Source organism: Asticcacaulis biprosthecium C19, assembly GCF_000204015.1.
GTDB lineage: Bacteria > Pseudomonadota > Alphaproteobacteria > Caulobacterales > Caulobacteraceae > Asticcacaulis > Asticcacaulis biprosthecius.
Window position 1 is genome coordinate 901,970 of the sequence record NZ_GL883077.1, and the last position, 22,124, is coordinate 924,093.

Here is a 22,124-nt window from a genome sequence, read left to right on the forward strand (position 1 = left end):
AAGCTTACGCAGCGTGACTGATTGACTTTGGCGGCACACGTCGTAGAGATCGCGTCAAAAGACGGCGCAGGCGAAACAGGGATCTGCGCCACCTCAAGAGGTGACAAGGCCATGAAGCTTTTGGTGCCCGTCAAGCGGGTTCTGGACTACAATGTAAAGGTCCGCGTCAAGGCGGATCAATCGGGTGTCGACCTGGCGAACGTCAAGATGTCGATGAACCCATTCGATGAAATCGCCGTCGAAGAAGCAACCCGACTCAAGGAAAAGGGCATCGCCACCGAAGTGGTCGCCGTCTCCATCGGGCCGGCACAGGCGCGCGATACCATCGTCACGGCACTGACCATCGGCGCCGATCGCGGCATCCTGATCCAGACTGACCAGGACGTCGAACCTCTGGCCGTCGCCAAGCTGCTGAAGGCGGTCATCGAGCAGGAACAACCCGACCTGGTCATCATGGGCAAGCAGGCCATCGACGGTGATAACAACGCCACCGGTCAGATCCTGGCCACCCTGCTGGACTGGCCCCAGGCGACCTTCGCCTCCAAGGTGGTCATCGTCGACGGCGAAGCCCAGGTTACCCGCGAAGTCGACGGCGGCCTGCAGACCATTGGCGTGAAGCTTCCGGCGGTCATCACGACCGACCTGCGCCTGAACGAGCCGCGCTACGCCTCGCTGCCCAACATCATGAAGGCCAAGAAGAAGCCGCTGGACGTCAAGACCGTCGCTGACTACGGCGTCGATGTCACGCCGCGGCTCAAGGTGGTCAAGGTCACCGAGCCGGCCAAGCGCCAGGCCGGGATCAAGGTCGCCGACGCCGCTGAACTGGTCGCCAACCTCAAGACCGCGGGAGTGCTATAAATGTCCGTTCTCGTTATTGCCGATCACGACGGTACCCATCTGCGCGACACCACGCACAAGACCGTCACCGCCGCCCAAGGTCTGGGTGGCGACATCGACATCCTGGTCTATGGTGACCGCGTTGCCGCCGTCGCCGCCCAGGCTGCGGCGATCGCTGGTGTCCGCAAGGTCATCACGGCCGAATCCGCCGAGCTGAAGCAGGAGCTGGCCGAGGCCGTGTCGGCCCTGGTCGCCGGGCTGGCTGCCGGTTACGATGCCGTCGCCGTGCCGGCCTCGTCGGCGGGCAAGAACTTTGCGCCGCGTGTCGCTGCCTTGCTCGACGTGTCGCTGCTGTCGGACGTCATCGAAGTGGTCGACGGCAACACTTTTGTTCGCCCCATCTATGCCGGCAATGCGCTGGAAACCGTGCAGACCTCGGAAGCCAAGAAGGTCCTGACCGTGCGCACCACTGCCTTCAAGGCGGCGGGTGAGGGCGGTAGTGCCGCCATCGAAAGCACGCCGGCGCCGGCGGCTTCGGCCAAGGTCCGCTTTATCTCCGAAGAAAAAGTCGTCTCCGATCGTCCTGAACTGGGTGCCGCCAAGATCATCGTCTCCGGCGGCCGTGCGCTCGGTTCGGCCGAGGAGTTTCAGGCTGTGCTCGATCCTCTGGCCGCCAAGCTGGGCGCTGCCGTCGGTGCCTCGCGCGCCGCGGTCGATGCCGGCTATGCCCCCAACGACTATCAGGTCGGTCAGACCGGCAAGGTCGTGGCACCGGACCTGTACATCGCCATCGGCATCTCGGGTGCCATCCAGCACCTGGCCGGGATGAAGGACTCCAAGGTCATCGTCGCCATCAACAAGGATCCGGAAGCCCCCATCTTCTCGGTGGCGGACTACGGCCTCGTCGGCGATTACAAGACTGTTCTTCCGGAGTTGATGAAGGCGTTGGGGTAAAAAGAGCCTCATGCCAAAAAGTGTCAGTCAACCATCGCGCACTTTTTGGATAACATGAGGCGTTCTTGAAAAAAGCTACCTTCTCCGCATTGCAAAAAAATACGTAAGCCCGCGTTGTGATACGCGGGCTTGCCGCGCTATATGAGTCTTTAACCTTACGGGAATTTCGGCATGATCACGATCAAGACAGTCGGCATTATCGGCGCGGGCCAGATGGGGGCCGGTATTTCCCAGGTGTGCGCCCAGTCAGGCTATGACGTCTTGCTCTACGATCAGTCGGCGGACGCGGTCAAAGCCAGCCTGGTGCGCATCGAAAAAGGCCTGAACCGCCTGGTCGAGAAGGAAGCCATTTCCGACGCCGACGCCCAGAGCGCCAAGGCGCGGCTGATGCCGGCGGGCTCGGTCCAGGATCTGAAAGACTGCGATCTGGTCATCGAGGCAGCGACCGAGAACGAGCAGGTCAAGAACGCCATTTTCAAATCCGTGTGCGAGCATTTGAAGCCGGAAGCTTACCTTGCGTCGAATACCTCGTCGATCTCGATCACCCGCCTGGCCGCGGCGACTGACCGTCCGGGCAAGTTCATCGGCCTGCACTTCATGAACCCGGTTCCGATCATGAAGCTGGTCGAAATCATCCGCGGTATCGCCACCGACACCTCAACCTACGAAATGGGCATCGAGTTTGCGCGTTCCCTGGGCAAGACCACGGCGGTGGCCGAGGACTTCCCGGCCTTTATCGTCAACCGCATCCTGATCCCGATGATCAACGAAGCCATCTACACCCTGTACGAAGGCGTCGGCACGGTCGACGCCATCGATACCGGCCTGAAGCTGGGCGCCAACCATCCGATGGGGCCGCTGGAACTGGCTGACTTCATCGGCCTGGACACGGTGCTGGCGGTGATGAACGTGCTGTATGACGGTCTGTCGGACTCCAAGTACCGTCCGTGTCCGCTGCTGGTAAAGTATGTCGAGGCCGGCTGGTTGGGCCGCAAGGTCGGGCGCGGCTTCTATGATTACCGCGGCGAAAAGCCGGTGCCGACGCGTTAATGGTTACGGGGGCTCCGCTGCATTTTCGCAATCCCGAACGGACTTGGTTGATCCTGTCCGCAGTGGCGGCGCTGTGTCTGCACGGAGCACAATGGTTCCTGACCTCCTCTTTGATGGGCAACGAAGATGCCCTGGGTGAAACCCAGCGCCAGATGGTTCTGGCGGCCTTCTGGGTCGTCGCGACCCTGGTCCTGTGGAAGATCTCCTTTCCGCCATCGCGGCTGCATGCGCTTCTGATGGCGCTGTGCGGCGCCCTGTTCATCACCATGGCCGGCAATGTCGCCGCCCTGGTCAACTACATGATCAAAGGTGTGACCCTGACCCAGGAACTGGTGTCGGCCTTTGCGCTGTATCGCGGGGTCAAGGGCCTGGGCGAACTGGTCCTGTCGATACCGACCGCCGTCCTGCTCCAGGGGCTGGCGCTCAGCCGCAAGAGCGCCTGATATGACAGCAGCGGAGCGCCAGGGGGGACGTTTCGCGGCGCTCGACCACATTCGCGGCCTGTCCATCCTGGGCATACTGATCGTCAACGCCATCGCCTTTGCCCAGCCCTTCGACGTCTATGTCGATCCCAGGCGGTCGCCGGTTCCGATGAGCCCCGCCGACGATGTCGCCTGGTGGGCGATCGAAACCTTTGCACGCGACAAATTCATTACCCTGTTCTCGCTGCTGTTCGGTGTCAGCATCTTTCTGGTCGGCGAAACCGGTGAGCGGCCTTTGCAGCGGCGGCTGATCTGGCTGCTGGTCTTCGGGGTGATCCACGGCGCCCTGATCTGGCACGGCGACATCCTGTTCCTCTATGCCGTAACCGGCCTGGTCTTCATGCAATGGCGCGAGCGGCCGGCCTCCTGGCTGATCGCCGTCGGCGCCGTGGTCTATGCCGTCACCACAGCAGCCCTTGTCGGCATCGACGTATTGGCGCAGTTCATACCGATGGGACTGGAACTGCCCGACCGCAATCCCGCCTATGTCGAGCAGATGCGGTCCGGCTTCCTGAGTTCCCTGACGGGCAATGCGTGGCAGTGGGCCCAGGACGTCATCGCCGCCGTCATCGTGTTCGGGCCACATACACTTGGTCTGATGATGCTGGGGCTGGGGCTGTTCAAGGCCGGGTTCCTGAAGGGCGAGAGTCGCAACGGCCTGTACGGTCTGGCCGTGGCGGCCGGGCTGATCGCCCTTGTGCCGCTCGCCGTCATGAACCTGGCCTTTGTCCAGGGCGGATATCGCGGAGTCGATTTCTGGCTGGTCTTCGACATACTGGACAAGGCCCTCCCGCTGGTTATTTCGCTGGGTTATGCAGCGATCCTAATCGTGATCGCGCGCACCGGCGCCGGCGGGTTGTTGTATCCGCTGGCCTGTGCCGGACGGATGGCCTTTACCAACTACCTGATGCAGTCGGTCATCATGACGGCGCTGTTCTATGGCGGCCGGGCGCCGGCCGGCACCGTGGTGTTGGGCTATGAACTGCCCCTGTATGGCACCTTGAACCACGCCAGCCTGGTGCCGATCGTGGCGGCCATCTGGGTCGGGCAACTGCTGTTCAGCATGCTATGGCTTCAGGTCTTCCGCTACGGCCCGTTCGAGTGGGGCTGGCGCTGCCTGACCTACCGGCGCTGGATGCCGATTTTGAACTCCCGGTAAATTTTTTATGACCGCCTGATCCGATTTCCGGCCGGACGCCGCTGAACTCTGCAGAAGGGGCCGACACGGCTCCGCGACTCAGGGGCCGGCGATGAAGTTCAGTCTGAAGAGCGGTATGTTGGGCGGGCAGCTCGGCGGCGGCGGTTGGCAATATGTCATCATCATGCTGCTGCCGCTGGCCATCACCCTGTACGCCCAATGGTCGATGCAGGCGCAATTGCAGCAGATGCAGGACCAGATCCTGAATCCGCAACAGTTCCAGCAACAACAGGGCTACTACCAACAGCCGGGATATCAGGAATGAGTTCCGGGCTCATGGAACGGGTGAGGAACCTCAAGTTCCTATGGCTGGCCATTTTCGGTGGCGTCGGTGCCCTGCTGATCTGGGATGAATTTTTCGCGCCCGACGTGCCGCAACCGCCGGCGAACATCTCTCAGGCTCCGGTTTATGGGCCCGGCCCGGTCAACCCGCCCGAGGTGCTGAGTGGCGATCTGACGCCGGTCGACCTGCCGATCGAGAACATTGCGCAACAGACTCAGGTGTGGTGCTGGGCGGCGGTGTCGCAACAGCTGATCGCCGCCAGCCGCGGCATGGCCAATACCCCGTCGCAGTGCCAGCTGGTTGCCTCCGCCTACGGCGCCGACCCCGGCCCGTGCTGCGCCGGCCAGGACCCGCGCTGCGTCACCACCGGTTCGCTGCAGCAGATCCAGGCCCTGATCCAGCAATATGGCGGCCGGACCTCGACCTATGCCGCGCCGACCGACGCCATGACCCTCTACCGCACCCTCAAGATGGGTCATGCCGTGGTCATCGGCATCGAGGCCGGCCAGGGCATGGGCCATGTCGTCGTCGCCCGCGGCATGTCGTTCCAGCAGACGCCTCAGGGCGTCGTCGCCATGGTCCACATCAACGATCCGATGGCCCACTTTACCCAACCCGTTCCCTATTCGCAGGTCGCCGCCGTCTGGCGACAGGCGATCATCGTCAACTGAAGACCGAAAAGGGCTTCCCCATGAACGCAACCGCTTCCGCCTCCGACCTCGTCTGTACCAACCCGGCGTGTGGCGCCCGTAACCGTGCCGGAACGCGGTTCTGCGCCAGTTGCGGCACGGCGATCGGCGCGTCCGCCGCGCCTGACCAGCCGCTGCCAACTCCACAGCCGTCTTATGTACCGCCGCCGCAACCACCGCGCTTCAACCCGGCCTTGCCCGGCATGCACGGCATGCCCGCAATCACCCCGGACCGCTTCACCGACCTGGCCTTGCCGGCGCATGAGGCCTGCGACCGCGCCATCGCTGCGGTCCAGAGCCTGGGCGGAGACGTTTCGGCCCAGAATCCACCGCTCGGCTTCATGGCCATACTGCCCCGGCGGCTGCTGGGCAGCACGGTGCGCTTCCGCAGCAATGTCGCCGTCCAGGCGGCGGGGCCGAGCAGCACGCGTGTCGGGATCGGCATCAAGCCCGACTGGGGCTCGACCCTGATCTTCCTCGGCATTATCGGCGGCATCGGCCTGTTCAATGTCTTTTTCCTGACCATGTCCGTAGGACTGTTGGCGCCGCTGCTGTCGATCGCCGGGTTCGGGTGGGCGGTCTATGACATCGCCGTCGGCATCCCCAATAAGCTGGCCGGCCAGTTCGAGAAGGCGCTGACCGGCGGCGTCGCAACCCCGATACGCCCCACGCCCGCCCCCGCCTTTACCCCGGCACCTGTGCCGCCCGCCGCCCCGGCTGAGACGCCTGCGTCAACCGACGAGGCCGACATCATCGCCAAGATCGAGAAACTGGCCGGTCTGCGCGACAAGGGCCTGATCGACGCCGCCGAGTTCGAACGCCGCCGCACCGATCTGCTCGACCGGCTCTAAGGCAAAAGGCATGGACCGGGTTTCGGACATCTATTGGAAGACGGTGGTCGCAGAAGTCGCGCCAGAGGCGCAAGCCACCGCAGACGGCCTCGATGGCGCTCTGCGGGCCATGGGCTTCTCAGGTGACCGCGAGACGGGGATCTACCGCCGCATCAGTTGGCTGGCCCTGCTGCCGGCCCAGCACGAATGGCAGGTCGAGGTCGCGCCGCTGGAGGCCGGATCCGGCTTTTCGGTACGGTTCGGGATGAGCAATGGTTGGTACACCTATGGCGGCCTGGCGGCCAGTTTCGCCGGCGCCATGGCCTGTGTCGTCATCGCCACCGAAATCCGCGTGATGGAACTGCTTTGGCTGGCCGGCGTCTTCTTTGCTCTGCCGCTGATCCAAGGCGTCGTCGCGCGGTTTGCGGCTCATGCCATGGAAAAAGACCTGTGGCGTGGCATCTCCGCCCTGGGGCCATGGCAAGGATCGCGCACCGTCTGGCGCACGCTCAACCGTGCCTATGGTCGCGACAGGATCGTGGAACATGCACCCGGGGCCTTGCCATGATCTATGTCTACTGGAAATCGGTCACGGCCCGGCTGGGCGGTCCTGTACACCAAGCCCGCCGCACGGTCGCAGCGGCGCTGACGGCCATCGGCTTCACTGTATCGCCTGAGGCTCGCGCCCTGACGGCCGAACGCCGCAATGGTCTGCCCGGCTTCCCCTTTGCCTTCGTCTGGACGGCCCGGATCGACCCGGCTTCAGGCGGGCAGGCGAAGATTGCCATCGAATACGGCCTGCGCGCGACGACCGGCACCTGGGTGGCTTTCGGCCTGGCGATCGTTCTGGTGTTTCCCCTGGTCCTGATCTCGGAGATGGCGCCCGCCCTGACCATGATCCCCATCCTCCCCGTGGTCTGGCTGTTCGGCGCAATGGTCGCGATGAAACTGCACCAGGCGCAGTTGGAACGACGTCTGTGGCAGACCATTGGCGCGCACGTGCCGGTGACCGGTTTCGAAACCTCTGTCAGGGCCGTGTCATGACCGTCCAGCCCGGCGTACCGAAATTCTGCAGTCACTGCGGTCACGGCCTGATGGCCGGGGAGAAGTTCTGTGGCGGCTGTGGCACCGCCATCGGTCCGGACGCGGTCGCAGCCCCGGCCTCGCAGACCCATCATTGCGCCCCCTGCGGCGACGGCGGCCGTCTGCCGGCGGGCCAGAATGTGTGTTTCACCTGCCGCCGCCTGCGCCCCCTGTCGCCCGACTATCACATGCCGATCGACTACCTGATGTGGGATCTTGACGCCGCGGCCATGCGCACTCTGCGCAATTCCGGCCCGCTCAACGCCGCCGCCCAGGCGATCTCGCAGAGGCTGGGGCGACCATGGCTGGAGGCCGCGGTCAACGGCATCCGGCTGGGCCCGGACCAGATGCCGGACATCTTTAACCAGGCGGTTCTGGCGGCGCGTATTGTCGGCTTGGCCTATCTGCCCGAACTCTACGTCTCGGGCGAGCAGATGTGGGATTGCGTGACGCTCGGCGACGAGAACGGCGCCTTTATCGCCATAGGCTCGGTCCTGCTCAACTTCGGTCCGCGTGAGATGCTGTACCTGCTGGGGCGTGAGATGGGCCATGTCGCCGCCGGCCACGCTATGTGGAACACGGTGTCGCGCTTCATGAGCGGCCAGTCGGCCCAGCGCACGATTATGGGTGAGGGGGTGATGCAATTCATCAACCCGGCCAAGATTGTCGAAAGCGCGATCGACGCGCCGCTGATGGCCTGGGCGCGCCAGTCCCAAATCACCGCCGATCGCGCCGGTGCCATGGTGGTTGGCGATCCGGCCGTCGTCCGCAACGTGACCCTGCAATGGGCGATGAAGTCCTTTCCGGTGCTGAAGAAACTCAATGTCGCGGCCCTGGAACGCCAAGTCGCCGATGCGGTCGGTGGCGCCCACCAGATGGCCGAGATGACCATGGGATCGCAGCCCTTCCTGATGCGGCGGCTGCGCCTGCAGGCCGAGTTTTCCGGAACCTCCGATTTTTCAGCGTGGCGGCGGGTCATCGATCACTGGCTTGAGGCCGAGAAGCCGAAGAAGGCACCGGAACCGCCGATCGACGACGGCCATGTTCGGCTGACCTGTATCGCCTGTTCCGAGCCGCTGCGTTTCGACCGTAGCCGCTTTGCCAACGAAACCGACGCCATCAAGGTGCGCTGTCCCAATGCCGCTTGCCGCAAGGTCCTGGAAGTTCGGCCGGCGCCGCCCAAATCGGCGAAGATCGAACGGCTGGCGCCCGAACAGGACGACAATTCGCTGAAAATCGACTGCGCCGCCTGCCACCGGCCGTTGCGGGTGCTGAAGGCCGCCCTGGCCGGCAAGAGCGAAGCCAAGATCCGCTGTCCCAATGCCGACTGCCGTACGGTGCTGACGGTACGGCCGCCGCCCGAACGCGACAATCCCGACCTTTATGCCGATTAGAAAAGGAAACTAAGCCATGCCCACACCCCTGTCTTCTGTATCCGACGTCCTCAAGGCCGCGATCGAACGCGCCGAACAACCCGATGTGTCGTCCTGGCCGGACGGTATTGACGCCAAAGACACGGCCGCAGCCATCGCCGAAGCCGCCAGCGGCGAAATCTTCGAAGGCGAGGCCGCTCCCGGCAGTTGGGCCAGCCAGGCTGTCGACCGCGCCACCGAGGCGGTTTCGAAGCTGGATTTGGAAAGGGTTGCAGAGAGCCTTAACGAACAGGCGAAGGAAAGCACCGACGGTGGCGTTCTCAGCAACGCCTTCGGACGTCTTCACGAGGTGGCTGAAAAGGTTCAGGACATGGCCGTGGCCGCTCAGGCTCGGATGGAGGTCGATGACGGCGTGATCGACGCCGCGGCCGAAGACGATGTCTATGAGGCTGCGCCTGTCGAGGTTGAGACAGCCGAAACCGACGACGATCCCTACGACAGCGATAACGTGTGATGCCGGGTACGGTGCCCGACGACCGGATCATCGACGCCGCCGACGGTGCGGTTCACGACGCGGTACCTGACGTCATAGAAGCGGCCGACGGCCGCGAAATCGAGGCCGCGTCGACCGACCCGGACGAGGATCATCTGCGGGGCGGCCGGCCTGTGCCGGCCCACCTGGCGGCGCAAACGGCTGCCCAGGCTTCTGCCCAGGCCGTGGCGACCACAACGGCCGATCCCGAGGCATCAACGTCGCACGACGCCGTGCCGCGCAAGGATCCGGTCGAAAACGCTGTCGCCGAGCCGGCGCCGGCCGAAACCGCACCGGACCTTGCGCCCGAAGCGCCAAACAACCCCTATCTGGCCCCTGATGATCCCGATCCGGTGACAACCGATGATGCCGGCGACGCGGCCGGCGAATAATTTTCGGCGGGCTGAGCCAAGTTCCGGGAAACCTGCGCTTAACCCTGTGAAGGCGGTTCTTGCGGGGCCTTCGTACATTCAGGGAGACACCCATGGCCGAGACCGAAACCATAGCCGAAACCTACCGCGTCGAAATCGCGAACCTGTCCGAAGACGGGCGTGACGATGTGCTGGAAGCCATCGAGGCCAATCCGGCCATGACCGCCGAAGACGCCGAAGTCTTGCTGGACCGCACCGAAGCTGCCGATGCGGCGCGCGAAAATTTCGACGACCTGCAGAAAGAGCAGGACCAGTTGATGAAGGACGGAGAATGGGAAACCGCCCGTGACCGTGCTCAGGAAGCCGAGTACGAAATGCGCGAGGTCGAGGACCTGGGCGGTGACGCCGACACGGAGATTCTCGAGGCCGAAACCGACGTTGCCGAGATCGATGAGGCGATGGACGAACAGGAGATGGGCGAACAGGCCGCGGCCGATGCCGCCGACTATGCCGATCGTGGCATGGAGGGCGCGGCCGAGGTCTACGGCCAAACGGCGAGTGAACACGCCGGCAATGCCGTCGACAACGCGGCGTCGGCGGCGCCCAACGAATATAATGCGGACCATGACGTCGATGGCGACGGCGTAACCGACTGAGCCTGACAGGGGAAGATGATGACCAGATCCATTTTTGCGGTTGCCCTTGTGGCGGCTCTCAGCCTGACGGCCTGCAACCCGCAGCCCAACAACCGTGCGCCGCAACAGAATGTCGGCAATAACGGACCCTTTGCGGCCAATGACCCGAACGCCGCCTATCCGAACCCGCCGGCGCCCTACAACAACACCGGGCCGCAGCAGCCATCACCCTGGCCGGGTGCGCAACAGCCAAGCCAGCAACCCGGCCAGCAGCCGGTTCCGCAACCAGGCCAGCCCGGCATGATGCCGAACACGCCGCCGCCCTTGCCGGGCCAGATGCCCGGTGGCGCCTATCCGGGCAACGGTGCGCCGTTGCAGTTGGCCAGTGCACCTCAGGGGATGAACCGTCTCAATTCGCAGGCGGGCTATGTTTTCCGCTCTGGTCTGAACGGCCAGGGGCCGCTGCCGCAGCAATCGCGCGATACCTATAACCGGCTGATGGCCTATTTCGACGCCCAGCCCCAGGTCCTGGGCTACACGGATGACCCAAGTGGCCGCATGTCCCAGGTCGGCTTCCAGGCGACGAAAAACGGCGCGCCGGTGATGGGGATGCTGACGGTGATGCAGACGCAATCGGGAGCGGTGGCGATCCTGATGCTGGACTCGCCGGATCGTTTCCAGTCGTCGATGCAGGCCATGATGGCGGCCGCGCAACAGCCGTGAGGTTTACTGTAGCCAGTTAGAGGCGGAGGGGCTCGGGAAGGGCTCGTCCGCCTCGACGCGTTTTGGCCCTAAGCAGCCCTTTGTGCCTCCGAGCGTAAATTTCAAAGCGGACATATGTAGGGAATCCAAGTCTATCCTCTTGGGCCACCGATACTGGGGCTGCCGCGCCAGGGCGCTGTAGACGCGAATCAATCCTGGGTATATGTATATAGAAATTTTTCGATGTGAGCGCGAAGACGGCTTCGTGCCAGGATGCGTTTTGGATATAGCGTTCGATACGGAGCCGTTGAGACAGCTGTGCATCAGCCAAACCTCAGCGAAGAAGAAACTTGGTGATGCGGTCGCGGTTCAGTTAATGAGCCGTGTTGCTGACTTGCGTGCAGCTGATTCCATAGACGACCTGGTGGTTGGTCTTACGGACGTAATAACGGGTGCGACGGGGCAGACAAGGACGATAATGCTTTGTGATGGATACGAATTGAAACTATCAGCGCAGCAGCGAAATTGTCCGGTGCGAGGCAATGGTCTGGTAGATTGGTCAAAAGTTAGCCGTGTAAGGCTGAATTCGATCGATAAGGGGAAATAGCGTTGGGTGTGAATTTCCAAACGGACTGGTGTTCGCCCCCGGGGCGACTATTCTTGACGCGCTCAAGGCGCGTGAAATTGAACTCGATGACTTTGCAAAACGCATCAGTCGGTCCCGTCAGACGATCGAATTATTATTGATTGGCGATGTCGAAATCGATCGAGAGATGGCGATTGCCCTTTCGGATGTAATAGGCGCTTCTCCGAAGTTTTGGTTACAACGTCAGGCTGACTTCGCTCATGACCGCCACCTGGTCCAGGGAGATGCGGCCGAAAAACTTAAGGAATGGATGCTGTCATTCCCGGTCGCCGACATGGTGAAGCTCGGTTGGATTCCATCGACAAAGTCCATTCAGGAGAAAATCAAGAATTGCCTTGAGTTCTTTGGGGTCAATTCCGTTGACCAGTGGGAGGCCCGATATTCGGCTGAGTTAAAAGCCGTGGCCTTCAGGTCGAGCGCATCGCTAAAAGCCGATATCCCAGCGACCATAGCATGGATCCGCAGAGGTGAAATCGAAGCGACAGCCGCTCAATGTGACCTTTGGGACAAGGAAAAGTTTCGTTCGGTGCTGCCGGTGTTGCGGAAACTTTCTCGTCAAAAAGATCCAGCGATATTCATTCCTATGCTGAAGAAGATTGCGGCAAGTTGCGGCGTGGCTGTGGTCATTTCTAGAACGCCAGCCGGTTGTCGCGCCAGCGGTGCAACTAAGTTTGTCTCTGCTGAAAAGGCGATGATGATGCTCAGTTTCAGGCATCGTTCGGACGACCATTTCTGGTTCACGGTTTTCCATGAGGCCGCCCACTTGCTCCTGCACGACACTTCTCTTTTGTTCATTGAGAACGGAGACGAAGTGATGGAAAAGGAGGAGGGTGAAGCTGATCAGTTCGCTCAGGACTTCCTCGTCTCGCCCGAAGACCGCAGAGAGTTTCCGCAAATCCGTCGAGACATCAAAGCGGTGGCGCGCTTTGCCCAGCGAATTGGCGTCTCCCAAGGGGTTGTCCTTGGTCAACTCCAGCATTTGGGTTACGTAGACAAAAAGTACATGAACCGCCTAAAGCGTCGTTATGATTGGGATGAAATCGAACGGGCGACTATCCTCTGAAGTACAGATAGTTATCAGGACTCTTCTGCCAATTACACATAGAGTCTTCGAGCACCTGTTTTCCAACCTTTAGCTTGTTGTCCAAGAGTGCGAGAATTCCTTCAAGTTGTTCCGCTGAGGTCGCGGAGGTCGGGTTGTCGTCCACTAAAAGTCGCGCCCCGCGCAGAGGGCCGGTTGCGCCGTTCAGGTACGCCTTGCCCGGAGTGATCGGCATTAATTCCAGCTTTCCGACCATTGTTAGGAAGTCGAACGACCCAAGGCGACCAAAGCGGTTCACGTTTTTCATGGAGCTATATAGGAAGTCGAAAGCTTCTGTCGGGTTTTGCCCCACAGCTTGGTGCGTGCCGACGATCAAGCCGCGATGATCTCCGTACCCGCGAACTAAGTGAACGTAGGAAATTAGAGTATCACTAATCGCATCGGCGCTCTTGCTCTCGTACTTTCTGTGATTGCTGAAGCGGCGTGAAACGCCATCTGATAATAACACATACAGATTTTCATTCGCCCATGTCCTAAACTTGGTAGGATCACTCGTGATTGTTTCCCAAGTCCACGGAGCTTGATGGCCAAAGGCGCCATAAATGTCCCGCATCAGCCGCCAACCGTCGACGGCATGCTTCCCAAAATGTGTTGCAAGGAATACGAGCCAAATTGCTTCATCAAGTCGGCCTCCATTCCTATGCAACACAGCGGCCTTAAGCGGATCGAATAAATCCGTCGTCGGCGCGGCTCTGTCGGAAGAAATAGGCCGATCTCCGAGAGTTGTTACGAATAATATCCGGCGCAGACTCGATACGAGTTGCAGGACAAAAGCTTCTCGTCGCTGTGCATTTTGAATGCCTAGCAATGCGTGTTCGTGCGTGTTGAAGTCCTGCAGCAATTGGTCGAGCTTGCCGGCCATAGCTGACATATTACGAGGCACGGCCATCACTCCCTAATTCCGTAAACAGCTCTTGTGTTTGGGGTGGCGATTGCAACCGGTCGTGCTTTCGCCGGATATAGGTTTCGTAGACGGGAGACACCATTTGATCCTTAATGGCCACGATGGCGCGGGCATTATTTGAAAATTTTATTGCGATAAGTCTCGCGATATCCGCCCAATAGCCGTTCAGCATAGGAAACGTTGTATCTTCAATTTCACCATTCCTAATCTGCGGCTCGATCTCAAGGAGCAATTTGAGTTGGGGCCACTGATCGCCGAGGGGCATGGCCGGCATTTCTATAATATCTTGAAAGGCCTCGTCGAGGAATTCCTGCGCGGCAATCGCGTTCTCAGTGTAAAGATGCAGACTCCCAACGGAATGCTTATAGGTGCCAAGCTTGGCGCTCAGACTTCCTGCGATCAACTCCTGGAGCATGGTGAAGCAAAAAATGTCGTGTGGAAGGCCGAGATAAGCATCGTTCGATCGCATGTGAGCCTGCATATGTAAAAGTCCGTTTCGCAGAACGAACTGTAATGAGCAGGTGCAGGGGACGTCTTTGAAATCCCCTTGCGAGTCTTTAGCGTCGTAGAGCTGAATGACAGCTTTACGGCTATGAGGGTTTTCCTGCAGCTTCCGGATGACGAAATCTACCTGATCGATTCCGTCTTTATTGAACAGGCGAGGCCCGTAGGCACCGTTAACGGTGCCATCCTCTTCGGCGAAGTCTGAATACCTTCCAATGTACGACTGGATAAACTCCAGCGAGTCCGACTTTGACATGTACCAAAGAAATTCGCCGATGCAGCTGTAAATCACGCCACGCGTTTCGGCTCGACTAAGCCTGGCTCGAGGTTTCTTTAGTTCTAGTAGGATACCAAAAACTTCCCCATTCTCACCCTTCGTTGGCTTCACGCGGCTTTTGCTTTTCAGCAGGCGACTGAATACCTTCCGAAGAAGGTCATCCAAGCTTTTCTCTGCAATATCAGCCATTTCAGACCCTCTGCCCAAATGACAAAATGGTATAAGTTCTGCAATATTTCAAGTATAGAGCCGCGGATTTGTCCCCTTGGGTTGTAAATTCGTAGGTGGCGCTTATGCATTAAGATGGTCGTCCTAGGGGGCTTGACTGTAGCGACAATTAGGTCGTCCAAATCCGTGCGTGACCGGCCCATGTTTTCCGCAAAGGCAAACGAACCTATCGTATAAGTGACGTTACTGCGCAAACCCAGAGCTGGGACATCAATGTCCGCTCCTGGGCAAAAACCCAAACAGAAACCTCGACGGTTTTATTTCTGCAATTGGCGCGAGAGTGCCGAATGGCCCAAAGCCGACATGACGATTGAACCATCCAAATGCCCCCAAAGAGTCTTCAACCAAAAACGGGCGACGCCTCTGATGCAGTTTTTTTTGCACGGCCCTAGCGCCAGGGAGCAACTCAGGGCAGAAATGAGTGCACGCAGACATTGAGCAGGCTCCGGAGAAACTTATTATGCCCAATAAGAGTATGCCTAAAAAGGCGCCCAGGAATAATGCCCTTTTTGCAGCGCAAAGGTATGTGCCGTTGCGAAAGCTGAATGATATTTTCATCGAAAGCCAGCTTGCTGTCCAAGGGCTTAAGACAATTCGGGCAGACTTCGCGGCGCGCCAAGCTAAGAAGCAGACGCGCTACAGGCTTCTGGCGCCTAGCATTAAAGCCGAGCCGGTAGGACTTTCACGTAATATAAGTACGATCATAGAACTTGTTGATGCGCGCATCTCTTCCAAGGAGTACGTTCAATCCCTTGTATTTTCGATCGCTTTAATTGAAGACTACATATCGACATGCCTTACACTTATAATAAGAGCGTATCCGCAAAAATTGCTTACATCTGCAAAGGGAAAGCAGGCGGCCGAAGACGAAATTAAGACTATTATGTTAAAGGATGTAATAGAAGCGAAATCAATTGGAGATTTAATTTCTGACAAGGCTGAGAAGCGCGTTCGTGATGCGCTCTACGCCACCCCGACTCAATTAAAGGGTTATATGGCCTCTATATTTGGTTTCGCCATCAAAGACGACATTTGGGGCAAATACGTCGAGCTGAAGGCTACAAGAGATATTTATGTTCATGGCGACGGCAGGGCGAACGACATTTACGTTGGAAAAGCTGGCGCGCTAGCGCGCGCAAAAAGGGGCGATATGCTGCCAATCGACAGCGCCTATTTCAATGACTCAATCGTCTGCTTAAAGAATGTGCTCACAGACGTGTATCGCGGCCTTAAATCTAAATACGGAGATAGCGCGGAGGTCCACAAAATATTGAAAACAACGCCTTAATCTACATGACTGGGCATTATGGGGCCGCTCGCTCAAAAAGGTCATCAGGTCAGCAATGGGATCATTGCGACGGGTAGCCAACTTCCGCTTTAGAGCAATCGCCGAGGCGCGGGTAATATGTCCGGTTCTGGCGCAAAACGGTAGCCCAACGTGGAGGCAAGTCCCTGACTCAGCAGCTTCTGTCCCTACACCTCACCCCACATGCGCAGCAGATTGCCGATCGTCTTGCGCAGCATCAGCACGTGGTCGCGGTCGGTCGCCGACAGCAGCATCCTTTGCAGGTCGAACAGCACGTCGCGTTCGTCCTCATGTTTGGTCAGGCTCTGGATCCAGCCGATACAGGCCAGGCGTTCACCGCGCGTGACGGGCGCTACCTGATGAAGTTGACCGGTCTTGTGGATGACCATATCGCCGGCCTCCAGGCGGATATCGCGCGTGCCGTCATTGGCTTCCAGGGTCAGGGCGCCACCGTCGTAATCGACCTTCGACGTAAGGAACAGCGTAAACGCCAGGTCGGTCCGCATCGGATTGCCGTTGTCGTCCTTCATCAGCGGATCGACCGGATGCAGGCCGAAACGTTCGCCGACGGCATGTTTCGTCAAGACGAAGGTCGAAAACCGCGCCGGCTGGGCATAGGCCTGGACCAGAGGGTGACGGGTGACGATCGACTTGACCCAGCCCATCACGGCGCGGGCCTTGGAGTCGTTGTGCTGCGGTTCACCGGGCTTGCCACGGCGCACGGCGGCCGCGGGTAGAGCCTTCAGCCGGGTCGAGACCTCGGCCAGCTCGTCCTTGTCGAGGGCGGATTGAATGAACAGCATGGGGACTCGCAGGCCAAATCACAACGGAGGCGGACCTTGCCTCCGGGCGGCGGGTTTGTAAACCGCTCAGCCCCGCCGTAATGCCAGCGCCGCTTTCAAGCTCTTCACATCCACTTGCCAGGCCGGCACGATCAGCATGATGGCCATGGCTTCCAGTTGCGACACCACACCGACGCCAAGAGTCAGCCAGAACAGCCAGCCGGTGGCGCCGGTCAGAAAGATCTGCGACGCCAGGGCCCACAGGAACAGGCAGAAGATCTTCGACAGCAGGTGGTGGGTCGAGGCTTCGCGGCTGAAACGGACGTAGCTGATCAGGTGTGTCGTCGCTTCCATAACGCCGAGCACCGCCAGCATGAGCCAGGTCACCTGCCAGATGGCTGGGTGCAGCAGGTGCAGGCTGATAGCGACCGACAGCCAGAAAACGACGTCGCAGCGGCTGTCCCACAGGCGCAGGTCGTTCGTCACGATGTTCAGACGGCGGGCGATCACACCGTCGAAGATGTCGGACAGCACGCCCAGGCCCAGCAGGATCGTACAGACCAGGGCAGCCAGCGGCGGCTGAAACCAGGCCACGGCCAGAATCACCGGTCCGGCGGCCAGCCGGAACAGGATCAGGGCGAACGGGAGATGATGGATCACCTTGCGCGGACTACTCGGTCAGCAGCTTGTCCAGCAAAGCCTTGACCTCGGGCGTGTCCCACGAGGCTTCACCGTCCAGGCGGGCGACGATATCGCCGTTCTTGTTCAGGATCAGGGTCGAGGGCAGGCCGGCCACGTCCAGTTTCGACGTTTTGGCAACCAGGTCGGGATCGACATAGACCTCCAGCGGTTGCTGGACGTCGATGAAGGATTTCACGTCGGCGAACTTGTCTTCGGTGTCGCCGCTCAAAGCCACGACGGCGACGCCCTTGCCGGCATAGTGTTTCTGCAGATTGGCCAGGGTCGGCATCTCATAGCGGCAAGGCGCGCACCACGTCGCCCACAGGTTCAGCACCACGACCTGACCCTTGAAATCCGCCAGGCGCAGCGGCTTTTTGTCGCGGTCGATGAAGGCCAGGTTGTCGATCTTCCGCGGCGTCGCGAAGGTGATCATATGGGAGATTGAACCCTTGACATAGGGGGCCAGCGGACCCTCGGCCTCGGCCTTGACCGCGCCTTCGATGCCCTTGGCCTGACCGCTGAAAAGTTGCGGAAGCAATTTCCAACCGGCAAAGCCCAGCACACCGACAGCCGCGATGCTGGCGACGATAATGGCAATCGTCAGGCCATTAAGACCACGCTTTTTCTTCGCTTTTCCGGTGTCGCGCCACTTGGGTTCGGCACTGTCCTCGGCTATAGGCTGCGCAGGCTGATCGGGTCGCGGCGCGGGCGCCGCCTTCAGGTCGTCACTGTCCAAAGGGTTATCCATGAGCGATCATACCGACGAAACGTCCCCCCAACCCCAACAGGGTCAAAAGATGTGGGGCGGACGTTTCAGTGCCCGACCCGATGAAATTATGCAAGCCATCAATGTTTCCATCGATGTCGACAAACGCCTGTGGCAGCAGGATCTGCGCGGATCGCGCGCCCACGCTGCCATGTTGGCGAAACAAGGTATCATAAGTTTTAACGATGCCAAAACCATCGACGACGGTCTGGCGAAGATTGAAGACGAGATTCAATCGGGCGTGTTTCCTTTCCGCCACGAATTCGAAGACATTCATATGAATGTCGAGGCGCGCCTGCGTGAGCTGATCGGCCCCGTCGCCGGGCGTCTGCACACCGCCCGGTCGCGCAACGACCAGGTGGCGACCGATTTTCGCCTGTGGGTCCGCGACCAGGTCGACCTGACCCTGCAGCAACTGCTGGCCCTGCAAGAGGCCCTGCTTCAGCGCGCCGAACAGTATGCCGACTCCCTGATGCCCGGCTTTACCCACCTCCAGCCGGCCCAGCCGGTGACGTTCGGTCACCACCTGATGGCCTATGTCGAGATGTTCGGCCGCGACCATTCGCGCTTTGCCGATGCCCGCACGCGGATGAACGAAAACCCCCTGGGTTCGGCCGCCCTGGCCGGTTCGCCGTTTCCGATCGACCGTTTTGCCACCAGCGAAGCCCTGGGCTTCGACCGCCCCATGGCCAATTCGCTGGACGGGGTATCAGCGCGCGACTTTGCCCTGGAGTCGCTCAGCCATGCCGCCATCTGCGCCGGGCACCTGTCGCGCCTGGCCGAGGAAATTGTCATCTGGACGACGCCGATGTTCGGTTTTGTCCGCCTGTCGGACGCCTTTTCGACCGGCTCGTCGATCATGCCGCAAAAGCGCAATCCCGACGCAGCCGAACTGGTGCGTGCCAAGACCGGCCGCATCAACGGATCCCTGATGGCCCTGACCACTGTGATGAAGGGCCTGCCGCTGGCCTATTCCAAGGACATGCAGGAAGACAAGCCGCCGGTGTTCGAAGCCTTCGACGCCCTCGACCTGGCGCTGCGGGCCATGACCGGAATGATCCTGGATCTTGAGGCCGACACTGCGAAAATGCGCGCGGCCGCCGGCGCGGGCTTCTCGACGGCCACCGACCTCGCCGACTGGCTGGTCCGTAATCTGAACATCCCGTTCCGCGATGCTCACCATATTACCGGCGCCGCGGTGCGCATCGCCGAAACCAAGGGTGTGGATTTGGCGCAACTAGACCTCGCTGATCTGCAAAATCTGGAAGCCAGGATCACGGAGGATGTGTATAAGGTCTTAACACCCGAAGCCTCCGCCGCTTCCCGCCAGTCATATGGCGGTACGGCGCCGGACCAGGTTCGCCAGCAAATTCAACGACACACCTTACGCTTAAAGGAACGCCGCCTATGATGACCGTCAACAAGACCCGCTTCGTCACCTCGGCCGCCCTCACCGGCATGGCCCTGCTGGGCGGAGCGCTGCTGCTGTCGGCCTGCGGCAAGCTGGGCACCCTGGAACAGGCGCCGCCCATGGTCGGCGACGAAGCCAAGGCGTCGTGGTCGGCCTCGAAAAACGCCGGCGGCGGCTCGACCGCCACCCTGGAAGACACCACGGCCTCCAACGAATCCGAGCGCGCCATTCCTCAGGCCGACGACGACAACAAGATGGAAGACCCGTACCGCGCCAACAAGAAGGTGCAGGACGCGCCGCTGGAAGGCTTCGGCAACGCCACCATCTTTAACAACAACACCCCGAAATAAGGTCTGGCGTGAACCACTTCGACTATCTGGATGGCGAGCTGCACTGCGAAGGCGTGTCTCTTACGGACATCGCCCGTGACGTCGGCACCCCCGTCTACGTCTATTCCTCGGCCACTCTGGAACGGCACTATAACGTCTTTGCCGGAGCGCTGAACGCCTCACCGGCGCTGCGTTCGCCCAAGGGCGAGGCGCCGCTGGTCGCCTATGCCATGAAGGCCAATTCCAACCTGGCCGTCCTGCGCACCCTGGCGCTTCAGGGCTGTGGCGCCGATACGGTCAGCGAGGGGGAGATCCGCAAGGCGATGACGGCTGGCGTTCCGGCCGAAAAGATCGTCTTTTCCGGGGTCGGCAAGACCGATGCCGAAATGGCCTTTGCTCTCAAGGCCGGCATCTACCAACTGAACGTCGAATCGCGTCCCGAGCTGGACCGCCTGGCCCGTGTGGCAGCGTCTCTGAACATGATCGCCCCGTTTGTCATCCGCATCAATCCGGGTGTCGGCAGCGGCGGCCATGCCAAGATCACGACCGGCGGGGCGCGCGACAAGTTCGGCATCTCGGCCGAAGAGGCCCTTAAGCTCTATGCCGACGCTGCTGCGCACCGCAACCTGGCGCCCGTCGGCATTGCCTGCCACATCGGCTCGCAGATCACCGACCTGACGCCGTTGCAGGCCGCTTTCTCGCGCATGAAGGGCTGGGTCGAAGCCCTGCGCGCCGAAGGCCTAAGCGTTGAGCGTCTGGATCTGGGCGGCGGCCTGGGCGTGCCCTATTTCAACCAGCCGGCCCCGCCGCATCCGGTCGACTTCGCCGAGATGGCGGCTCTGACCGTCGGGCACCTCGGCTTGCGCTATACTTTCGAACCTGGCCGGGTGATCGCCGCCAATGCCGGCGTCCTGGTGTCGCGCGTCGTCCACGTCCATGAACGGATCGACAGTGGTCAAAAGTTCCTGGTGCTGGACGCGGCGATGAACGACCTGATCCGGCCGGCGCTGTACGACGCCTATCACGACATCCGCCCCGTAGCGGCACCGACCAACGACGACAGCGATATCTACGATGTTGTCGGTCCGGTGTGCGAGACCGGTGACACCTTCACCCGTAACCGCGAACTGCCGCGGCTGCGCGCCGGGGAATTGGTCGCCTTCATGTCGGCCGGCGCCTACGGCGCGGTCATGGGAAGCGAATATAATTCGCGTCCGCTCGCCCCTGAGGTGTTGGTGCGTGACGGTGGCTTCGCCGTCGTGCGTCCTCGCCCCAGCTATGACGAGATGATGGCGCGCGAACCCTTGCCCCAGTGGCTGGAAATGGGGCTGGAAATGGGGCTGGATTTGGGGCCGGAATTGGGGCTGGAACCGCAAGGTACCCGGCCGCGGGCGGCTTCGGCGTGAACACGAGAACAGGGAACCTTGGGGGAGCTATGTCTGGCAGAAAGCCTTCCGCCTTATCGCCTTTGAACCGCGCCCTGTTCTGGACGCAGGTGGTGATGGTGTGGGAGCGTATCCTGCCAGCGTTGTTTCCCTATGTCCTGCTGGTGGCCCTGGTCGCGGTGGCGGCGCAGTGGGGCGCGTTCGTCAACATGCCCAGCTGGATCCATGCCGGGGTTCTGTCACTGGGGCTGCTGGTGGCGATTTTCGCCTCGATCCGGGCGGCGTTCCGCTTCCGCCTGCCCAGCTTTACCGAATACAATACCCGTCTGGCCGTGGATAACGGCCTGAAGCCCGAGCGTCTGCTGGCCATGCGTCATCAGGTCGACCAGCCGCCATTGAAGGTGGGCAAGGCCAAGGCGGGGATTGCCGAGTCCGATCCTTATGCCCTGCGGTTCGTGGCCCTGATTGCCGCTGTGCTGGGCTTTCTGGTGCTGGGGCCGGTATCTTTGCGCCAGGTGCAGCACGGTTTCATGCCGTTTGCTCAGCTAGACGCCAAGGCGGATATGCAACTGGCGCAGCGGTCGCAGCCCTGATTGCGCCTCGGCGCCTGGCCGGTGCAAAGAATTTCACCACGGAAACCACGGAATCGCCGACTTCGCCGGCGAACACGAAAAACACTGAATTCCGGTCGATCCGTTAGATGTGGCGGGAGTTTTATACTAACGGCGCTAGCCGTTGACCGCTAAGAAGACCCCTCCGTCTCGAGCCTCGCTGGCAGGCGGCG

The 22,124-nt window shown here is 60.7% G+C and carries 26 protein-coding genes; 21 read left to right on the plus strand and 5 right to left on the minus strand.

The genetic code is table 11. From position 1 onward, the window contains the following. The first annotated feature begins 111 nt into the window (after positions 1 to 111). The 16 genes from ABI_RS04620 (at position 112) to ABI_RS04700 (ending at position 12,728) form a co-directional block, all read left to right on the plus strand. Positions 112 to 858, plus strand: a complete 747-nt coding sequence (locus tag ABI_RS04620; protein ID WP_006271681.1) for an electron transfer flavoprotein subunit beta/FixA family protein — start codon at positions 112 to 114, stop codon at positions 856 to 858. Then, positions 859 to 1,791 carry an electron transfer flavoprotein subunit alpha/FixB family protein gene (locus tag ABI_RS04625; protein ID WP_006271682.1) on the plus strand — a complete coding sequence of 311 codons (933 nt, stop codon included), beginning with the start codon at positions 859 to 861 and terminating at the stop codon, positions 1,789 to 1,791. 171 nt (positions 1,792 to 1,962) lie between these two features. Continuing rightward, a complete protein-coding gene (locus ABI_RS04630; protein WP_006271683.1) occupies positions 1,963 to 2,841 on the plus strand; it encodes a 3-hydroxybutyryl-CoA dehydrogenase in 879 nt (292 codons plus the stop codon). A gap of 47 nt (positions 2,842 to 2,888) precedes the next feature. Continuing rightward, positions 2,889 to 3,284 (plus strand): hypothetical protein, encoded by a 396-nt coding sequence (locus ABI_RS04635; RefSeq protein WP_157138692.1) that lies wholly within the window; start codon positions 2,889 to 2,891, stop codon positions 3,282 to 3,284. 1 nt (position 3,285) lies between these two features. Continuing rightward, positions 3,286 to 4,482, plus strand: coding sequence for a DUF418 domain-containing protein (locus ABI_RS04640; RefSeq protein ID WP_006271685.1), 1,197 nt, complete (start codon positions 3,286 to 3,288; stop codon positions 4,480 to 4,482). A 91-nt stretch (positions 4,483 to 4,573) separates the two neighbouring features. After that, on the plus strand, positions 4,574 to 4,786 hold the full coding sequence (locus tag ABI_RS04645; RefSeq protein WP_006271686.1) for a hypothetical protein: 213 nt from the start codon (positions 4,574 to 4,576) through the stop codon (positions 4,784 to 4,786). Next, the gene (locus tag ABI_RS04650; RefSeq protein ID WP_157138693.1) at positions 4,783 to 5,475 is read left to right on the plus strand and encodes a C39 family peptidase; all 693 of its coding nucleotides are present in this window, start codon (positions 4,783 to 4,785) and stop codon (positions 5,473 to 5,475) included. The genes ABI_RS04645 and ABI_RS04650 overlap by 4 nt, the downstream gene beginning before the upstream one ends. A gap of 20 nt (positions 5,476 to 5,495) precedes the next feature. Beyond that, on the plus strand, positions 5,496 to 6,344 hold the full coding sequence (locus tag ABI_RS04655; protein ID WP_006271689.1) for an SHOCT domain-containing protein: 849 nt from the start codon (positions 5,496 to 5,498) through the stop codon (positions 6,342 to 6,344). A gap of 10 nt (positions 6,345 to 6,354) precedes the next feature. Continuing rightward, positions 6,355 to 6,891, plus strand: coding sequence for a hypothetical protein (locus tag ABI_RS04660; RefSeq protein ID WP_006271690.1), 537 nt, complete (start codon positions 6,355 to 6,357; stop codon positions 6,889 to 6,891). After that, on the plus strand, positions 6,888 to 7,367 hold the full coding sequence (locus tag ABI_RS04665) for a hypothetical protein (protein WP_006271691.1): 480 nt from the start codon (positions 6,888 to 6,890) through the stop codon (positions 7,365 to 7,367). Before ABI_RS04660 ends, ABI_RS04665 begins: the two co-directional genes overlap by 4 nt. Further along, the gene (locus tag ABI_RS04670) at positions 7,364 to 8,800 is read left to right on the plus strand and encodes a M48 family metalloprotease (RefSeq protein ID WP_006271692.1); all 1,437 of its coding nucleotides are present in this window, start codon (positions 7,364 to 7,366) and stop codon (positions 8,798 to 8,800) included. The genes ABI_RS04665 and ABI_RS04670 overlap by 4 nt, the downstream gene beginning before the upstream one ends. Before the next feature lie 16 nt (positions 8,801 to 8,816). Then, on the plus strand, positions 8,817 to 9,293 hold the full coding sequence (locus tag ABI_RS04675) for a hypothetical protein (protein WP_006271693.1): 477 nt from the start codon (positions 8,817 to 8,819) through the stop codon (positions 9,291 to 9,293). Then, a complete protein-coding gene (locus ABI_RS04680) occupies positions 9,293 to 9,703 on the plus strand; it encodes a hypothetical protein (protein WP_006271694.1) in 411 nt (136 codons plus the stop codon). Before ABI_RS04675 ends, ABI_RS04680 begins: the two co-directional genes overlap by 1 nt. Before the next feature lie 92 nt (positions 9,704 to 9,795). Beyond that, positions 9,796 to 10,338, plus strand: coding sequence for a hypothetical protein (locus ABI_RS04685; protein WP_006271695.1), 543 nt, complete (start codon positions 9,796 to 9,798; stop codon positions 10,336 to 10,338). 18 nt (positions 10,339 to 10,356) lie between these two features. Then, positions 10,357 to 11,040 carry a hypothetical protein gene (locus ABI_RS04690; RefSeq protein WP_040308584.1) on the plus strand — a complete coding sequence of 228 codons (684 nt, stop codon included), beginning with the start codon at positions 10,357 to 10,359 and terminating at the stop codon, positions 11,038 to 11,040. 614 nt (positions 11,041 to 11,654) lie between these two features. Beyond that, a complete protein-coding gene (locus ABI_RS04700; protein ID WP_006271697.1) occupies positions 11,655 to 12,728 on the plus strand; it encodes an ImmA/IrrE family metallo-endopeptidase in 1,074 nt (357 codons plus the stop codon). Here ABI_RS04700 and ABI_RS04705 read toward each other — a convergent pair. Together ABI_RS04705 and ABI_RS04710 are read right to left on the minus strand one after the other, a co-directional pair. Continuing rightward, a complete protein-coding gene (locus tag ABI_RS04705) occupies positions 12,718 to 13,629 on the minus strand; it encodes an alpha-glutamyl/putrescinyl thymine pyrophosphorylase clade 3 protein (RefSeq protein ID WP_040308920.1) in 912 nt (303 codons plus the stop codon). The genes ABI_RS04700 and ABI_RS04705 overlap by 11 nt on opposite strands. Positions 13,630 to 13,639: 10 nt before the next feature. Beyond that, positions 13,640 to 14,641, minus strand: coding sequence for a thymidylate synthase (locus ABI_RS04710; RefSeq protein WP_040308587.1), 1,002 nt, complete (start codon positions 14,639 to 14,641; stop codon positions 13,640 to 13,642). 460 nt (positions 14,642 to 15,101) lie between these two features. Here ABI_RS04710 and ABI_RS04715 point away from each other — a divergent pair, with 460 nt between their 5' ends. Next, entirely contained in the window at positions 15,102 to 15,968 is an 867-nt protein-coding gene (locus ABI_RS04715) for a hypothetical protein (RefSeq protein WP_040308588.1), read from the plus strand. A gap of 185 nt (positions 15,969 to 16,153) precedes the next feature. On the opposite strand, the gene ABI_RS04720 is transcribed toward ABI_RS04715, so the two are convergent. From ABI_RS04720 to ABI_RS23400, 3 genes are all read right to left on the minus strand, one after another. Continuing rightward, the gene (locus tag ABI_RS04720) at positions 16,154 to 16,789 is read right to left on the minus strand and encodes a Fe2+-dependent dioxygenase (RefSeq protein ID WP_006271703.1); all 636 of its coding nucleotides are present in this window, start codon (positions 16,787 to 16,789) and stop codon (positions 16,154 to 16,156) included. A 66-nt stretch (positions 16,790 to 16,855) separates the two neighbouring features. Beyond that, complete coding sequence (locus ABI_RS04725) at positions 16,856 to 17,428, minus strand: CDP-alcohol phosphatidyltransferase family protein (protein WP_006271704.1); 573 nt, start codon at positions 17,426 to 17,428, stop codon at positions 16,856 to 16,858. A 10-nt stretch (positions 17,429 to 17,438) separates the two neighbouring features. Further along, complete coding sequence (locus tag ABI_RS23400; RefSeq protein ID WP_050808194.1) at positions 17,439 to 18,197, minus strand: TlpA family protein disulfide reductase; 759 nt, start codon at positions 18,195 to 18,197, stop codon at positions 17,439 to 17,441. Here ABI_RS23400 and argH point away from each other — a divergent pair. From argH to ABI_RS04750, 4 genes are read left to right on the plus strand one after another with little or no spacing between them, the layout of a single operon-like run. Continuing rightward, positions 18,196 to 19,626: an argininosuccinate lyase gene (gene argH, locus ABI_RS04735; RefSeq protein ID WP_040308589.1), complete on the plus strand. Its 1,431-nt coding sequence runs from the start codon at positions 18,196 to 18,198 to the stop codon at positions 19,624 to 19,626. The genes ABI_RS23400 and argH overlap by 2 nt on opposite strands. Beyond that, positions 19,623 to 19,976 carry a hypothetical protein gene (locus ABI_RS04740; protein ID WP_245531296.1) on the plus strand — a complete coding sequence of 118 codons (354 nt, stop codon included), beginning with the start codon at positions 19,623 to 19,625 and terminating at the stop codon, positions 19,974 to 19,976. Before argH ends, ABI_RS04740 begins: the two co-directional genes overlap by 4 nt. An 8-nt stretch (positions 19,977 to 19,984) precedes the next feature. Then, the gene (lysA, locus tag ABI_RS04745; RefSeq protein WP_006271708.1) at positions 19,985 to 21,361 is read left to right on the plus strand and encodes a diaminopimelate decarboxylase; all 1,377 of its coding nucleotides are present in this window, start codon (positions 19,985 to 19,987) and stop codon (positions 21,359 to 21,361) included. A 29-nt stretch (positions 21,362 to 21,390) separates the two neighbouring features. Next, the gene (locus tag ABI_RS04750; RefSeq protein ID WP_040308590.1) at positions 21,391 to 21,933 is read left to right on the plus strand and encodes a DUF4175 family protein; all 543 of its coding nucleotides are present in this window, start codon (positions 21,391 to 21,393) and stop codon (positions 21,931 to 21,933) included. Positions 21,934 to 22,124 lie beyond the last annotated feature (191 nt).

Coding starts and splice junctions, on each gene's coding strand:
- ABI_RS04665 (WP_006271691.1), top strand. CDS start 6,888: ATGATCTATGTCTACTGGAAATCGGTCACGGCCCGGCTGGGCGGTCCT.
- ABI_RS04690 (WP_040308584.1), top strand. CDS start 10,357: ATGACCAGATCCATTTTTGCGGTTGCCCTTGTGGCGGCTCTCAGCCTG.
- ABI_RS23400 (WP_050808194.1), bottom strand. CDS start 18,197: ATGGATAACCCTTTGGACAGTGACGACCTGAAGGCGGCGCCCGCGCCG.
- ABI_RS04670 (WP_006271692.1), top strand. CDS start 7,364: ATGACCGTCCAGCCCGGCGTACCGAAATTCTGCAGTCACTGCGGTCAC.
- argH (WP_040308589.1), top strand. CDS start 18,196: ATGAGCGATCATACCGACGAAACGTCCCCCCAACCCCAACAGGGTCAA.
- ABI_RS04640 (WP_006271685.1), top strand. CDS start 3,286: ATGACAGCAGCGGAGCGCCAGGGGGGACGTTTCGCGGCGCTCGACCAC.
- ABI_RS04645 (WP_006271686.1), top strand. CDS start 4,574: ATGAAGTTCAGTCTGAAGAGCGGTATGTTGGGCGGGCAGCTCGGCGGC.
- ABI_RS04705 (WP_040308920.1), bottom strand. CDS start 13,629: ATGGCCGGCAAGCTCGACCAATTGCTGCAGGACTTCAACACGCACGAA.
- ABI_RS04720 (WP_006271703.1), bottom strand. CDS start 16,789: ATGCTGTTCATTCAATCCGCCCTCGACAAGGACGAGCTGGCCGAGGTC.
- ABI_RS04650 (WP_157138693.1), top strand. CDS start 4,783: ATGAGTTCCGGGCTCATGGAACGGGTGAGGAACCTCAAGTTCCTATGG.
- ABI_RS04740 (WP_245531296.1), top strand. CDS start 19,623: ATGATGACCGTCAACAAGACCCGCTTCGTCACCTCGGCCGCCCTCACC.
- ABI_RS04620 (WP_006271681.1), top strand. CDS start 112: ATGAAGCTTTTGGTGCCCGTCAAGCGGGTTCTGGACTACAATGTAAAG.
- ABI_RS04630 (WP_006271683.1), top strand. CDS start 1,963: ATGATCACGATCAAGACAGTCGGCATTATCGGCGCGGGCCAGATGGGG.
- ABI_RS04655 (WP_006271689.1), top strand. CDS start 5,496: ATGAACGCAACCGCTTCCGCCTCCGACCTCGTCTGTACCAACCCGGCG.
- ABI_RS04660 (WP_006271690.1), top strand. CDS start 6,355: ATGGACCGGGTTTCGGACATCTATTGGAAGACGGTGGTCGCAGAAGTC.
- ABI_RS04680 (WP_006271694.1), top strand. CDS start 9,293: ATGCCGGGTACGGTGCCCGACGACCGGATCATCGACGCCGCCGACGGT.
- ABI_RS04675 (WP_006271693.1), top strand. CDS start 8,817: ATGCCCACACCCCTGTCTTCTGTATCCGACGTCCTCAAGGCCGCGATC.
- ABI_RS04625 (WP_006271682.1), top strand. CDS start 859: ATGTCCGTTCTCGTTATTGCCGATCACGACGGTACCCATCTGCGCGAC.
- ABI_RS04750 (WP_040308590.1), top strand. CDS start 21,391: ATGTCTGGCAGAAAGCCTTCCGCCTTATCGCCTTTGAACCGCGCCCTG.
- ABI_RS04710 (WP_040308587.1), bottom strand. CDS start 14,641: ATGGCTGATATTGCAGAGAAAAGCTTGGATGACCTTCTTCGGAAGGTA.
- ABI_RS04685 (WP_006271695.1), top strand. CDS start 9,796: ATGGCCGAGACCGAAACCATAGCCGAAACCTACCGCGTCGAAATCGCG.